The sequence below is a fragment of the Erwinia sp. GW821-FHT03D09 genome (assembly GCF_059420805.1).
This window is the reverse complement of record NZ_JBWKUK010000014.1, coordinates 59,018-72,748: the sequence shown is the minus strand read 5'-3', so window position 1 is coordinate 72,748 and position 13,731 is coordinate 59,018. Positions and strand designations below refer to the sequence as shown.

Sequence of the window (13,731 nt, the reverse complement as noted above, 5' to 3'; positions counted from 1 at the left end):
AAATACCTTACTTAATCTGCGCCAGCGCGGCGCGCATACCAACGGTAATAATCTGTTCCAGCTGAGCGGTAACGCTCGCCGTCAGGCCCGGAAGATGGTTCAGATCCTGCCCCCAGTGGGCTTCATCGAACAGCACGTCGCTGACCAGCTGGCTGAGGGGAATATCGTGTACCTCCGCCAACTGCCACAGCGTAGCGAAGCGCTCCAGCCAGTGGGCGTCGTCCTGTAGCGCGTAGCGGGTGCCGCTGCGCTCGCCGCGGTAGTACGCCAGCAGGGCCGCAAAGGCAAAGCTCAGGCGCGGCGACGGTGCACCCTGCTGTTCAACCTGCGTCAGCAGTGCGGGCAGCAATCGGGTGCGAAACTTAGTCATGCCGTTTAGCGCAATCGCGCTGAGCTGGTGGCGGATAAACGGGTTACGGAAGCGGTTGAGTACCGCATCGGCGAAGGCATTCAACTCATCCGGGGACTGTTCCAGCGTTGGAATAATCTCCTGGCGCAGCGTGGCATCAATAAAGGCGGCCACCTCCGCGTCGTCCATTGCTTCACCGACGGTATCCAGCCCGGCAAGAAACGCGACCGGCACCATTGCAGTGTGCGCGCCGTTGAGGATCGCCACTTTGCGCGCCTTAAATGGCGCGATATCGTCAACCATACGGATGTTCAGCGATAACCGATCGAGATGCAGCGCCTGGGCCACCCACTCCGGCCCTTCAATAATCAGCTGGTAGTAAACTTCACCCGCCACCAGATAGTCGTCGCGATAGCCCAGCTCAGTGTGCAGATCGGCGGCATTATCGGGATAGCCGGTTACGATGCGGTCTACCAGCGTGGAGCAAAAGGTGTTGCTCTGTTCCACCCATTGAGCAAACGCCGCCGGCAGCTGCCACTCGCGGGCCAGGCTCAGCACCAGTTCGCGCAGCGCGGCACCGTTATCGTCGATCAGTTCACAGGGCAGGATCACCCAGCCTTTATCCGCTGCGCCGTCAAAGTGCTGCCAGCGCTCCAGCAGCAGCCGCGTCAATTTGGCCGGGAAGCTGACCGGCGGAGCGCTGTCCCGCGTGTCGGCAGCCTCCAGACTGATGCCCGCTTCAGTGGTATTGGAGAAGACAAATTTTATCTCCGGGCTACGCGCCAGCGCCAGGAACCCTTCGTAGTCTTCTACGGGGTGAATTTCGCGGATAACCGAGCGGATCAGACGCGCTTCGCTAACCACCTTCCCTCCATCGTTAATACCGCGGATCAGCGTGGTATACAGCCCCTGCTGGCTGTTCAGGCTGCGCTTCGCCGGGCTGTTGCGCGGCCTGACCACCACCACCCCGGCATCGAGATCGGTATGCTCATTCAACAGGTCTAACTGCCAGTCGATAAAGGCACGAAGAAAATTGCCTTCACCAAACTGGATCACGCGTTCGACATCCTGGCGGCCGGGAAAATTATCACGGTTCAGCGTCTTCATCTGGTATCCCCTGGAAAGTTCGGTGTTTCAATACCAGCAAAGTTATCATACCAATTATGCAGAGAGCTGAATAAATAGTGAGAAAAAGATCACAAAAAACACTATTAATTGCGGGTGAATAGCTTTCCTGAATCACAAAGAAAAATATAAACACATGTAATGTATACGCTAATAAAAAACAGAGGTACTCGCCATTATCAGAACCATGGTCTTAATCTCAGGACTAAAGGTATAATATCTTTATAACTCGCTTAATGCCGGACTTGGCAATCTGGAATTCAAGACCTTAACGAGCGTCCGTTTTTTTAGCACCGGGAAAGTGGTATAACAGGTTTCAGCAAATCATTGTGTATCGGAGCGTGAACCATGCAACAGATCGACTCACGTCGTCTCTATCAGCAGTTGGCAGCTGAATTAAAACAGCGCCTTGAACAGGGCCAGTACCAGATTGGCGACAAGCTGCCCGCCGAGCGCTTTATTGCGGAAGAGATGAGCGTCAGCCGGACCGTGGTGCGCGAGGCGATCATTATGCTGGAAGTGGAAGGCTACGTAGAGGTGCGTAAAGGCTCAGGCATCCATGTGGTGTCACAGCAGCAAAAGAAAAGCGTAACCACCAATAGCCAGCTGGAGTTTGCCAGCTTCGGCCCCTTTGAGCTGCTGCAGGCCCGTCAGCTGATAGAAAGCAACGTTGCTGAATTTGCCGCCACCCAGGTGACCCGCCAGGATATCGTGCAGCTGATGTCTATTCAGGAGCAGGCACGGCAGGAAGATCGCTTCCGCGACTCCGAGTGGGATATGAAATTCCACGTGCAGATTGCGCTCTCCACGCAGAACAGCGCGCTGGCGGCAATTGTTGAGAAAATGTGGTTGCACCGTTTGTACAACCCGTACTGGTTAAAACTGCATGAACATATCGACGAGCGCTCGATTGAGAGCTGGTGCGAAGATCACGATAACATCCTCAAAGCGCTGATCCGCAAGGACCCGGCAGGGAGCAAGCTGGCGATGTGGCAGCACCTGGAGAACACCCGTCAGATGCTGTTCAACGCCACCACAGATGACTTTGAATTTAACGTAGACCGCTACATGTTTGCTGAAAATCCGGTTATTGCTCTGGATAGCATCGCCAACGACGAAAAGTAGACTTTTCGTTGAGGATTGAGTCAGCTTTCGTTCACTTATGTCAGCCAGTGTAAAACTCCTTCACGCCGGCCCCCTGCAACGGTAAAACATCCCTGGTCCGGTGTTTCTTCCTGTCCAGACCTGATTAACTTTGTTACAGTTATCTTCTTTTTTTACCCTTTGTAAAAAGCTTTAAGCTTTCGATGCTTTTGCTGGCTACTCTGTTCAGCCGCCCGCAGCATCTGCATCACTAAAACGATGAACTCAGCATGTAGAATTGCGTTAAATCGGGCCAACTATGATGTTCAGGACTATTGATGGATATTTTTAAAGATTTAATCCACGCCTTATGGCAGCAAGATTACGTCACGCTGGCCGACCCGACGCTGGTCTGGGCGCTTTACTTCATCCTGTTTATGATTCTGTTTCTGGAAAATGGCCTGCTTCCTGCCGCTTTCCTGCCCGGCGACAGCCTGCTGATTCTGGTCGGCGTGCTGATAGCGAAAGGCACGATGAATTTTCCGCTCACGCTGTTTATCCTCACTACCGCCGCCAGCCTTGGCTGCTGGGTCGGCTATATTCAGGGCAAGTGGCTCGGCAATACGCCGCTGGTACAAAAATGGCTTTCGCATCTTCCCGCACAGTACCATCAGCGGGCGTACCAGCTGTTTCACCGCCACGGCCTGTCGGCGCTGCTCATTGGGCGATTTATCGCGTTTGTTCGCACGCTGTTACCCACCATCGCCGGGCTTTCCGGCCTGAGCAATGCCCGCTTCCAGTTCTTTAACTGGATGAGCGGCCTGCTGTGGGTGCTGATTCTGACCGTGCTGGGCTTTGCGCTGGGCAAAACGCCGCTGTTCCGTAAATATGAAGATCAGCTGATGTTCTGCCTGATACTGCTGCCGCTGGTGCTGCTGGTCTTCGGCCTCTGTGGTTCTTTGTACGTACTGTGGCGGAAAAAAACGTCGCAGGGAGGCCTGTAACCATGTCCTCCCTGTTCAAACTTCCGGCCAGACTCTTACCCATCGCGCCCTGGCTGGGGCTGTTGGCCGCTTCGCTGCTGACGCTGACGCTGGTCGTTACACTGCTGCCCGCGCTGTTTCGCAGCGAAGCCGCGCTGCAGATCCGTACCCTGCGCCAGGGCAACAGCCTGCCCGATGGTTTTTATGTTTACCAGTCGCTCACCGCCCAGGGGATTCGCATTAAAAGTATTACCCCGGACCATGATTCACTGGTAATTAGATTCGATTCACAGGAACAAAGCGACGCGGCGGAAAAAGTGCTGCGTGAACTACTGCCTTATGGCTTCGATATTGCCCGTCAGGAAGGCCACGGCGCAGCAAACTGGGTGAATCGCATCAGTCTGCGTACGTAACTGCCCCTCGCCCCCTCAGAGAGGCGAGGGGAACCCCCCGTTCTGTTTTGAGCTTTTCCGGTTTTCTGTCTATGCTTAAAAATCCCAACGCCGCCCTGTGTTCAGGAAATCGATAGCCCTCTGCGGCTGTCTTTGCAAAGGAAGGTCACCATCATATGAAATACCGCTTAACACTCGCCCTTAGCCTGCTGGCTGTGACATCTCTGGCTCAGGCAGGGCCGCTTTGTCAGCAGAAAGAGCAGGCAATTCAGAAAGAAATTGATTTCGCCCGCCAGCACAATAACCAGCGCCAGATTAATGGCCTGGAGCGTGCGCTGACCGAAACTCGCGCTAATTGCTCGGATGAAAACGTCCGCAAAGCCCATCAGGAAAAAATTCAGCAGCATCAGAAAAAAGTGACCGAGCGGGAACAGGAACTGCAGCAGGAGCGAAACGAGGGTGGCGACAGCAAAAAAATCGCCAAACGAGAAAAGAAACTGGCTGACGCTCAACGTGAGCTGAAGGAAGTGCAGGCTGCGCCCTATTAAGGTCGGCAATCTGCCATGACATTAATCATAAGTAAGGAGTCTTCCATGTCTAAAGATACCACGTCAGAACATCTGCGCGCCGAGCTGAAAACCCTGGCCGATACGCTGGAAGAAGTGCTGAGTACCTCCAGTGAAAAGTCCAAAACCGAGCTGGAAAAACTGCACAACAAGGCGCAGAGCGCCCTGAAAAATACCCGCGCACGCCTGGGTGATTCCGGTGAGCGCATTGCACAGACCACCCGTGAGGCGGCGGATCGCGCTGACGTTTACGTCCGTGATAATCCGTGGACCAGCGTCGGAATTGGCGCGGCGGTCGGTGTGGTACTGGGCGTCCTGCTGACCCGTCGTTAATATGGCAGATAATCAGCAAAATCATGGCCCCGGTAAAGGGATCATTAACATCGGACAGCGGATCATCACCACGCTGGTGGGCATCGTTGAAACCCGCGTGCGGCTGGCGGTGGTTGAACTGGAAGCGGAAAAAGCCAACCTGATTCAGATGATGATCATGGTGGGTCTGACCCTGCTGTTCACCGCATTTGGCTTGATGAGCCTGATGGTACTGGTTATCTGGGCCGTTGATGCGCAATACCGCCTGATGGCGATGGCAATCACGACCGGTGTCCTGTTTGCGCTGGCGCTGATTTTCGGCCTGTGGACACTGGCAAAATCGCGGCGTTCTACCCTGCTCAGTGCCACCCGTAAGGAACTTGCCAGCGATCGCCAGCTGCTGGAGGATGATTGATGAGCCGCCGCGACCGTGAAAAACGTACCGCCGATCTGCTGCGGCTTATTCAACAGCAGCGTCTGGATTTAAGCGCCGGGCGCAAAGACTGGCTGGAAGCCACCGATCGTTACGATCGGGGCTGGCTCAGTCTGATCAACGCCAAACGCTATCTGGCGATTGGCAGCGGCGTTTTTGCCATCTGGTCAGTGCGTAATCCCCGCTTTCTGACCCGCTGGGCGAAGCGCGGTATTGGTGCCTGGAGCACCTGGCGCATGGTGCGTAACGCCCTGCCAAAACGCTAAATTCTGGCCGCATCGCCAGTTGCGGCCATCCTTTCCAATTTTCTTGAACAACTTCGACAGATTATCTCGCTTACAAATAGCTTAAAGCCTCGACTATTATCTCCACCAACGAATGGCACTGAATGCTAAAGCAGCTCAGGCCAGCGTAAAGACAGGGTCCGCCTGATAGCACGGCCCGTAAAATTCTTGTTGGGGATGATTATGAAAAAATTAGAAGATACCGGTTTCTTAGTGGCTCGCATCCTGATGCCAATTCTGTTTATTGTGGCTGGCTGGGGAAAAATCACCGGTTATGCCGGTACGCAGCAGTATATGGAAGCGATGGGCGTGCCGGGCTTCTTCCTGCCACTGACCATTCTGCTTGAGTTCGGCGGCGGTCTAGCCATTCTGTTCGGCTTCCTGACCCGTTTCACCGCGCTGTTCACCGCAGCTTTTGCTCTGCTGACGGCGTTCATCTTCCACACTAACTTTGCGGAAGACCCGAACTCCATTATGTTTATGAAAAACCTGTCAATCTCCGGTGGCTACCTGCTGCTGGGCCTGGTGGGACCTGGCGCGTACAGCATCGATCGTCTGCTGGGTAAAAAGTGGTAATTCCACTACACTTACAACAGTGAAGAATCCGGGGCGAGGAGCATATCCTCGCCCTTTCATTTTTAGGGAGGAACGATGGGACAGCTAATTGACGGCGTCTGGCACGACAACTGGTACGACACCAAGTCTACCGGTGGCCACTTTAAACGTTCAGAAGCGGTATTTCGCAACTGGGTCACGGCCGACGGCAGTGCCGGCCCGCACGGTAAAGGTGGCTTTCGCGCCGAAGCCGACCGCTACCATTTGTATGTGTCCCTCGCCTGCCCGTGGGCACATCGCACGCTGATTATGCGCCAGCTGAAAGGGCTGGAATCGATGATTTCTGTTTCGGTTGTTCATCCACTGATGCTGGAGAACGGCTGGACGTTTGACGAAGACTTTCAGGATGCCACCGGCGACAGCCTGTATCAGAACGAATATCTCTATCAGCTGTACCTGCATGCCGACCCGACCTATACCGGCCGCGTGACGGTTCCGGTGCTGTGGGACAAACATCAGCACACCATCGTCAGCAATGAATCAGCCGATATTATTCGCATGTTTAACGGCGCGTTTGACGGCGTTGGCGCCCGCGCCGGGGACTATTACCCCGCCGAGCTGCGCGATGAAATTGATGAGTTGAACGGCTGGATCTACGACACGGTGAACAATGGCGTATATAAATCCGGTTTTGCCACCAGTCAGCCGGCCTACGACGAAGCGGTGACCGCCCTGTTCAGCTCGCTGGATCGCCTGGAGCAGATTCTGGGACAGCAGCGCTATCTGACCGGCAATCGTCTGACCGAAGCCGATTTACGCCTGTGGACCACGCTGGTCCGCTTCGATCCGGTGTACGTGACTCATTTCAAATGCGATAAGCATCGCATCAGCGACTACCTGAACCTGAACGGTTTCCTGCGTGAGATTTATCAGATGCCGGGCATCGCGGATACGGTGAATCTGCCGCATATTCGCCATCACTACTACCGCAGCCATAAAACCATTAACCCGAGCGGGGTGATCTCGGTCGGCCCGGCATTTAACTGGGATGAACCACACGGCCGCGATGAGCGCTTTGCCTGATTCTGCCGATTAACATTCGGGGCGATTTTCTTTTCGCCCCGAACGATCGACACTCTTTATTGATCTGGAACAAATTCCCCCAATTCGCACTTACGTATCTTTACTGACGTGAACGCAAATGCGGATTAACCGGAAGCCATCTTCCTGGAGTGGAACCATGATCAAGACTCTCTCTTTCTTCCTGGCCGTCGTGATGCTGTGCTACGTTGCCTTCGTTGGCCACTACTACTACGAAACGTTCTCAACGTTTAACGGCATCGAGCATTCTCAGGAAAGCTCGGCTAACCCAGCGCCGTAAAGGAATACCGGGCCCGTGGGCTTTATCCCTGACGCTTCGCCAGCAGTTTAGGGATCTCCCGCAGGCACCAGGCTTTGGCTTCACCCATACTGTCGCGTCGCCAGGCCATAATAATACCCACTTCCCGCGTATATTCAGGGCTGACCACACGCAGACGCCCTTCGGCAATATCCTGCTCAACCATACTGTATGGCATGGTGCCGACGCCCAGGCCCGCCAGTAAAGCACGGTGTTTATCTTCAATGGTGCTGACGGTCAGGCGCTGCTGTTTATCCAGCAGGGTCACGGTTAAAACCGGCCTTTCACGCGCGGTATCCGCCACCGCAATACCGCGGTATTTCACCCGGGTGGTTTCGGAAAGCGGCTCCGGCTCCTGATGAATCGGATGATCGGGGCTGGCAACGTAGACACTCATCAGCGAATAAAGCTTGCGGGTGTTGATCTCAGAAGAGGCGCGGAAATGCATATCGGGCGCAATCACAATATCGGCCCGCCCCTGCTCAAGCCGTTCCCACGCCCCGGCCAGCACCTCGGTCATCAGCGAAACCTGAGTGTTGGCTTTATCTGCCAGTTTTTCCACCAGCGGGAAAAGTAGCTCGGTGGACACCAGCGCTTCGGTGGCGATCGTCAGATGCGTTTCCCAGCCGCGCGCCAGCGCTTCCGCATCCGTCCTCAGCTTGTCGGCGGCCTCCAGCAGCACGCGGCCACGCTCAAGCAGCATCCGCCCAACGTTGGTGAATTTGGTGCGATGACCGGAGCGGTCAAACAACACCACGTCCAGCTCCTCTTCCAGTTTCTGCATGGTGTAGCTTAGTGCAGAAGGCACGCGGCCCAGCTCATCTGCGGCGGCAGCAAAACTGCCACGGCGATCGATGGCATCCATTACACGTAGCGCTTCAAGCGTCAGAGCACGATCTTTAGCCATAGCTTTTCTCTGTCAGGAAATTTGAATATACCGAGCAGATTAACTGGCTGGCATTCACCAGTCCAGAAACTTACCATAACCGAATAATAAATGGTCGGGCCAGCCCCAATTTACTAAGGAGAACAGCATGATCGTTAGTCGTACAGCGCAACAGTGTGGCAAAGCCGATTACGGCTGGCTTCAGGCTCGCTATACCTTCTCCTTCGGTCACTATTTCGATCCTAAACTACTGGGGTACGCTTCACTTCGCGTACTTAATCAGGAAGTGCTGGCACCAGGAGCTTCCTTTCAACCCAGAGCCTATCCGAAAGTCGATGTGCTGAACCTGATATTGCAGGGTGAAGCAGAATATCGTGACAGCGAAGGCAATCACGAAACGGCGCGTGCCGGTGAGGCGTTGCTGCTGGCTACCCAGCCGGGGATCAGCTACAGCGAACATAACATCAGCAAAGAGAGCAGCCTGACGCGGCTTCAGCTGTGGCTGGATGCCTGCCCGGAAAGAGAAAATAATCGCGTACAGCGGATTGCGGTACCGGAAGATAAACCCTGCACTCTGCTGGCTTCTCCGGACGGTAGTGAAGGCAGCCTGCAGCTCCGGCAGCAGGTGTGGATTCACCAGGTGGTATTACAGCCGGGTGAAAGCTTTCAGGTTCCCCTGCGCGGGCCGCGCGCCTATTTACAGTCGATTCACGGCGCATTCACGGCGGTTACCCATTCGCACGAGCAGGAAGCCCTCACCTGCGGCGATGGCGCATTTCTGCGGGAAGAAGAGAGCGTTCTGCTTACGGCAGAAACGCCGCTGCGAGCGCTGGTGATTGATCTACCGATATAAACTGAGCCGGGCAGTTGGACCGCCCGGCTCAGTTCCTGGCGCGTCACCACCGGCTGGACAATCGTCGTTGAATCTTGTGGATACCATCCCCAGCCATACGGATAACCCGGCGTATCCCAGCCGTTGTCCCAGTATGGCCCAACACCATAATCCCGATAACCCGTGGTGATCAGCCGATCGCTAATGTGCCATATCTGGTATCCGCTCAGGTCCATCTGCAAAAAGCGAGTATTCGCAGAACCGATTTTACCGCTCGTGGTACCCGTTACTGTACCAAGCAGGGTGACCAACCGATTTCGGAATGAAAGCGGCTCGATGTAACCAGGGTAGCGGGCAATAACGCGACCGAGGTAAGGTTGATCGAGTTCAGGTTTAGCCGATGAATCCAGCGACTGCACGGCGACTTCCAGCAGCGTTTCTCGTTCGTGATTAATCACATCCACCACCATCCCGCCAAACCTGACCTGTTGACCTTTATACAACGTGGGATCGTTCAAAACCTTCGCCCAGGTCATGGTGCTTAACTGGGAATAGTAAATGTCATTTCTGCGGAAGGTATGGGGGATGTAGCAACCGTTGGTGTATCCCATTTTTGCTTCTAAGCACCTGAGATACACCAACGTATTGTTTTTGAATGAGTTGAAGCTGACCGTTAAGCCGGGTTCTGTCGTGGACAGTCATTCATCTAGGCCAGCAATCGCTCACTGGCTCAAGCAGCCTACCCGGGTTCAGTACGGGCCGTACCTTATGAACCCCTATTTGGCCTTGCTCCGGGTGGAGTTTACCGTGCCGCGAACTGTTACCAGCCGCGCGGTGCGCTCTTACCGCACCCTTTCACCCTTACCTGATTTCTCCATCATCTTTCAGACTGCAGCTGCGTTGGCTGCCCTTACTCACCCCGGTCACTTAGTTAACTAAGCTCCCGAGGATTCGCTCGGTTGCCGCCTTGCCGCAGCCCGAAATCTTTAGGAGAACCATCGGCGGTTTGCTCTCTGTTGCACTGGTCGTGGGCTTGCGCCCCCCAGGCGTTACCTGGCACCCTGCCCTATGGAGCCCGGACTTTCCTCCCCTCTGTCTGTCTCCCCCGAGGGGGGACGGCAACAAAGCGGCGACTGTCTGGTCAGCTTCGGCGCGCAGTGTATAGCGTTTTCTATGAGTTGTCACTCACCCTGCTGCTCAAGGGCGTACTTATAGAGAGCGTTTTTTTTCACCCCGTGAATTTCTGCGGTCAGCGCTGCGGCTTTTTTCAGCGGCAGCTCGGCCTGCAGCAACGCCAGCGTGCGCAGTGCTTCCGGCGGCAGCGCATCCTCTTCGGCATGATAGCCTTCCACGATCAATACCATCTCGCCCTTGCGGCGGTTCTCATCTTCCAGCACCCACGCCAGCAGCTCGCCCACCGGCGCGCCGTTAATCGACTCCCAGGTTTTGGTGATCTCACGGGCCAGCACCACATAGCGGTCCGGCCCCAGCACCGTCACCATATCCTGCAGACTGTCGATTAAGCGGTGGGTGGATTCGTAAAAAATCAGCGTGCGCGGCTCCTGCTCCAGATCGCGCAGGGTATCGCAGCGGCCTTTGCTTTTAGCGGGTAGAAAACCTTCGTAACAGAATCGATCGGACGGTAATCCCGCAGCACTTAATGCTGTTACCGCTGCACAGGCTCCCGGCAGCGGCACTACGCGAATACCCGCTTCGCGGCATAAACGTACCAGGTGATAGCCCGGATCGTTGATCAGCGGCGTACCGGCGTCAGAAACTAAAGCTACGCTTTGTCCTTCACGCAACTTTGCCAACAGCGATTCTGCTTTCTGCTGTTCGTTATGGTCGTGCAATGCGAAGAGCCGCGCATTGATGGCGAAATGTTGTAGCAACAGTCCGGTATGACGTGTATCTTCCGCAGCGATCAGATCGACGCTCGCAAGCACCGTCAGTGCCCGCTGGGTGATATCGCCCAGGTTACCAATCGGTGTTGGAACGATATAGAGCGTGCTGGCAGAAATATCTGCCCGATCGTGTTGTTTCATTGTTTGATCCGAATAGCCGATTTAATATTGAGCATCTTGAAAAAAACATCACTGGATACAGTATGCTTCCTTCGAAAGTAGTTCGTAGCAAAGCCGGGCGCAGCCTGCCGCTTCTGCTGGTCGCCCTGATTTTTGCCGGATGTACCGGCCAGGCACCGCAAACGCCACCGGCGAATGTCCAGGGCGCTGCCACCGGCACCTCTGACTATTATCTGCAGCAGATGCAGCAAAGCTCAGATGATAACAAGGTTGGCTGGCAATTACTCGCAATCAGAGCACTGTTGAATGAAGGCAAACTGCCGCAGGCTAACCAGCAGCTCTCCCAGCTGCCACAGCAGCTTGATGCCACCCAGAGCCAGGAACAGCTGTTACTGCAGGCGCAGTTGCACATCATTGAGCAGAATTTCCCGTTGGCGGCTGACAAACTGAAGCAGGTTGATGTCGCATCACTCTCAAAAGATCAGCAGGCCCGCTACTACCAGTTGCAGATCGCAATTGGCCAGGGCCGCCCGACGCTGGACGTGCTGCGTGCCTATATTGCTCAGGAACAGCTGCTCGCCAACCCGGCTGAAAAACAGGCGAATATCGATGCGACCTGGCAGGCGCTGAGCCAGATGACTCAGAATCAACTGAACAATGTGACCATCAATGCAAACGAAAACGTGCTGCAGGGATGGCTGGATCTGCTTGGCGTGTATAAAGCTAACAGCAACGATCCGGATATGCTGAAAGCCGGTATTAGCGACTGGCAAAATCGCTATCCGTACAATCCGGCGGCAAAAATGCTACCGTCAGTGCTAAGCCAGGTAAAGAACTTCCAGCAGGGTTCGATCGGTAAAATCGCCCTGCTGCTGCCGCTGAGCGGCCAGGCGCAGGTCTTTGCCAACGCCATCCAGCAGGGTTTTAACGACGCGAAGAACGGTACGCTGATGCAGTCCGCTGCCCCTGAGGCTCCGCTCCAGGCCCCGGAAGCCGCAGCCAATCCTGACGCTGCGGCGACCGATGCCAATGCGGTGGTCAGTCCGTCAGCCGCACCGACAGACGGTACGGCTCAGCCGGATGCCGCACAGCCGCAGCCGGTTGCGTCCAGCAGCGTGGAAACGGCAGCGCCTTCAGGCAGCACCCAGGTTCAGGTTCAGGTTTATGACACCAGCACCCAGCCGGTGGATCAGCTGCTGACTCAGGCGCAGAACGACGGTGCCACGCTGGTCGTCGGCCCACTGCTGAAAAATCAGGTTGAGCAGGTGGTCGCCAGCCCGACAGCGCTTAACGTGCTGACGCTTAACGAGCCGGAAACGATCCAGAACCGTCCGAATATTTGCTACTTTGCGCTTTCTCCTGAAGACGAAGCGCGCGATGCCGCGCATTATATGTGGGATCAGGGCAAGCGATCTCCGCTGCTGCTGGTGCCGCGCAGCTCGCTGGGCGATCGGGTGAATAAAGCCTTTGCCGCCGAGTGGCAGCAGCTGGGTGGCGGCACCGTACTGCAGCAGCAGTTTGGTTCCACTGCCGAACTCAAGCAGGGTATCAACAGCGGAGCGGGCATTCGCCTGAGCGGCACGCCGGTTACCGTGCAGCCTGCTCAGCCTCAGGGCGTGACCATTGCTGGTCTGAATATCCCGGCGCCGGTGAGCGATGCACCGGTTGCTGATACCGCCAGCTCCAGCGGCAGCGTGGATTCGGTCTATATTATTGCCACGCAAAGCGAGCTGACGCTGATTAAGCCGATGATCGCCATGCGCGTCAGCAGCCGAGATAACATCAGCCTGTATGCCAGCTCTCGCAGCAACCAGGCCGGCGCCGGCCCGGACTACCGTCTGGAACTGGATGGTCTGCAGTTTAGCGATGTTCCGCTGCTCTCCGGTACGAACAATGCGCTGATGCAGCAGGCGGCGAAGAAGTTTAACAATGACTACTCACTGGTTCGCCTGTATGCGATGGGCATCGATGCCTGGTCGCTGGCCAACCATTTCAGTGAAATGCGCCAGCTGCCGGGCTTCCAGCTGAAAGGCAACACCGGCAATCTGAGCGCAACACAGGACTGCGTGATTAACAGGAAGTTAGCATGGAGCCAGTATCGTCAGGGGCAAATCGTTCCGGCATCCTGAGTCGCCAACAGCAGGGTGCGATGCGTGAACGCCAGGCGCGCCGCCTGCTGGAAACAGCCGGTCTGCGCTTTGTCGCCGCAAATGTCCGCTACCGATCGGGGGAACTCGATCTGATTATGCGTGACCGGCAGATATGGGTTTTTGTTGAGGTGCGCTACCGCCGCTCTGACCGTTTTGGCGGTGCGGTAGCCAGCGTCACCCGCAGTAAACAACAAAAACTATTGCGAGCGGCAGCACTTTGGCTGCATAGCCGTGGTCAAAGCTTTGACACTGTTGACTGCCGTTTTGATGTGGTCGCCATCACCGGAGAACAGGTGGAATGGCTACCCAATGCGTTTAACGCTGAATAACGGCGCTGAATGACAGGTCGAAGACCGCA

The 13,731-nt window shown here is 55.6% G+C and carries 16 protein-coding genes, 1 other RNA gene and 1 pseudogene; 13 read left to right on the top strand and 5 right to left on the bottom strand.

Features of this window, described 5'->3' with window-relative positions; genetic code table 11:
- Positions 1-7 precede the first annotated feature (7 nt).
- Positions 8-1,456: a tagaturonate reductase gene (locus AC07U6_RS15195; RefSeq protein WP_494763929.1), complete on the bottom strand. Its 1,449-nt coding sequence runs from the start codon at positions 1,454-1,456 to the stop codon at positions 8-10.
- Between the two features lie 366 nt (positions 1,457-1,822).
- Here AC07U6_RS15195 and exuR point away from each other — a divergent pair, with 366 nt between their 5' ends.
- The 10 genes from exuR to AC07U6_RS15145 all read left to right on the top strand — a co-directional run bounded on the left by exuR (position 1,823) and on the right by AC07U6_RS15145 (position 7,463).
- The gene (gene exuR, locus AC07U6_RS15190) at positions 1,823-2,599 is read left to right on the top strand and encodes a transcriptional regulator ExuR (RefSeq protein ID WP_494763930.1); all 777 of its coding nucleotides are present in this window, start codon (positions 1,823-1,825) and stop codon (positions 2,597-2,599) included.
- A gap of 296 nt (positions 2,600-2,895) precedes the next feature.
- Positions 2,896-3,561, top strand: a complete 666-nt coding sequence (locus AC07U6_RS15185; RefSeq protein ID WP_494763931.1) for a DedA family protein — start codon at positions 2,896-2,898, stop codon at positions 3,559-3,561.
- A 2-nt stretch (positions 3,562-3,563) separates the two neighbouring features.
- Complete coding sequence (gene mzrA, locus AC07U6_RS15180) at positions 3,564-3,953, top strand: EnvZ/OmpR regulon moderator MzrA (protein WP_494763932.1); 390 nt, start codon at positions 3,564-3,566, stop codon at positions 3,951-3,953.
- A 155-nt stretch (positions 3,954-4,108) separates the two neighbouring features.
- The gene (locus AC07U6_RS15175) at positions 4,109-4,480 is read left to right on the top strand and encodes a DUF1090 domain-containing protein (protein WP_494763933.1); all 372 of its coding nucleotides are present in this window, start codon (positions 4,109-4,111) and stop codon (positions 4,478-4,480) included.
- Positions 4,481-4,525: 45 nt separating this feature from the next.
- Positions 4,526-4,831 carry an ElaB/YgaM/YqjD family protein gene (locus AC07U6_RS15170; protein ID WP_105592040.1) on the top strand — a complete coding sequence of 102 codons (306 nt, stop codon included), beginning with the start codon at positions 4,526-4,528 and terminating at the stop codon, positions 4,829-4,831.
- Position 4,832: 1 nt separating this feature from the next.
- On the top strand, positions 4,833-5,225 hold the full coding sequence (locus AC07U6_RS15165) for a phage holin family protein (protein WP_494763934.1): 393 nt from the start codon (positions 4,833-4,835) through the stop codon (positions 5,223-5,225).
- The gene (locus tag AC07U6_RS15160; protein ID WP_494763935.1) at positions 5,225-5,509 is read left to right on the top strand and encodes a YqjK-like family protein; all 285 of its coding nucleotides are present in this window, start codon (positions 5,225-5,227) and stop codon (positions 5,507-5,509) included. The genes AC07U6_RS15165 and AC07U6_RS15160 overlap by 1 nt, the downstream gene beginning before the upstream one ends.
- Positions 5,510-5,710: 201 nt before the next feature.
- Entirely contained in the window at positions 5,711-6,103 is a 393-nt protein-coding gene (locus AC07U6_RS15155) for a DoxX family protein (RefSeq protein WP_494763936.1), read from the top strand.
- 75 nt (positions 6,104-6,178) lie between these two features.
- The gene (locus AC07U6_RS15150; RefSeq protein ID WP_494763937.1) at positions 6,179-7,165 is read left to right on the top strand and encodes a glutathione S-transferase family protein; all 987 of its coding nucleotides are present in this window, start codon (positions 6,179-6,181) and stop codon (positions 7,163-7,165) included.
- A 157-nt stretch (positions 7,166-7,322) separates the two neighbouring features.
- On the top strand, positions 7,323-7,463 hold the full coding sequence (locus tag AC07U6_RS15145) for a hypothetical protein (RefSeq protein WP_494763938.1): 141 nt from the start codon (positions 7,323-7,325) through the stop codon (positions 7,461-7,463).
- Positions 7,464-7,485: 22 nt separating this feature from the next.
- Here AC07U6_RS15145 and AC07U6_RS15140 read toward each other — a convergent pair whose 3' ends face one another.
- Positions 7,486-8,388 carry a LysR family transcriptional regulator gene (locus AC07U6_RS15140; RefSeq protein ID WP_494763939.1) on the bottom strand — a complete coding sequence of 301 codons (903 nt, stop codon included), beginning with the start codon at positions 8,386-8,388 and terminating at the stop codon, positions 7,486-7,488.
- A 127-nt stretch (positions 8,389-8,515) separates the two neighbouring features.
- Between AC07U6_RS15140 and AC07U6_RS15135 the strand changes: the two genes are divergently transcribed.
- Positions 8,516-9,220: a pirin family protein gene (locus AC07U6_RS15135; protein WP_494763940.1), complete on the top strand. Its 705-nt coding sequence runs from the start codon at positions 8,516-8,518 to the stop codon at positions 9,218-9,220.
- An 80-nt stretch (positions 9,221-9,300) separates the two neighbouring features.
- On the opposite strand, the pseudogene AC07U6_RS15130 reads toward AC07U6_RS15135, so the two are convergent.
- From AC07U6_RS15130 to rsmI, 3 genes and pseudogenes are all read right to left on the bottom strand, one after another.
- Positions 9,301-9,735: pseudogene (locus tag AC07U6_RS15130) on the bottom strand (Slp family lipoprotein); the annotation flags it as partial.
- A 122-nt stretch (positions 9,736-9,857) separates the two neighbouring features.
- An RNA gene (rnpB, locus tag AC07U6_RS15125) (RNase P RNA component class A) lies at positions 9,858-10,348 on the bottom strand.
- Between the two features lie 32 nt (positions 10,349-10,380).
- A complete protein-coding gene (rsmI, locus tag AC07U6_RS15120; protein WP_494763941.1) occupies positions 10,381-11,244 on the bottom strand; it encodes a 16S rRNA (cytidine(1402)-2'-O)-methyltransferase in 864 nt (287 codons plus the stop codon).
- A gap of 62 nt (positions 11,245-11,306) precedes the next feature.
- On the opposite strand from rsmI, the gene AC07U6_RS15115 reads away from it, so the two are divergent.
- Entirely contained in the window at positions 11,307-13,352 is a 2,046-nt protein-coding gene (locus AC07U6_RS15115; RefSeq protein WP_494763942.1) for a penicillin-binding protein activator, read from the top strand.
- Positions 13,310-13,702, top strand: a complete 393-nt coding sequence (locus AC07U6_RS15110) for a YraN family protein (protein WP_494763943.1) — start codon at positions 13,310-13,312, stop codon at positions 13,700-13,702. The genes AC07U6_RS15115 and AC07U6_RS15110 overlap by 43 nt, the downstream gene beginning before the upstream one ends.
- Positions 13,703-13,731: the final 29 nt, after the last annotated feature.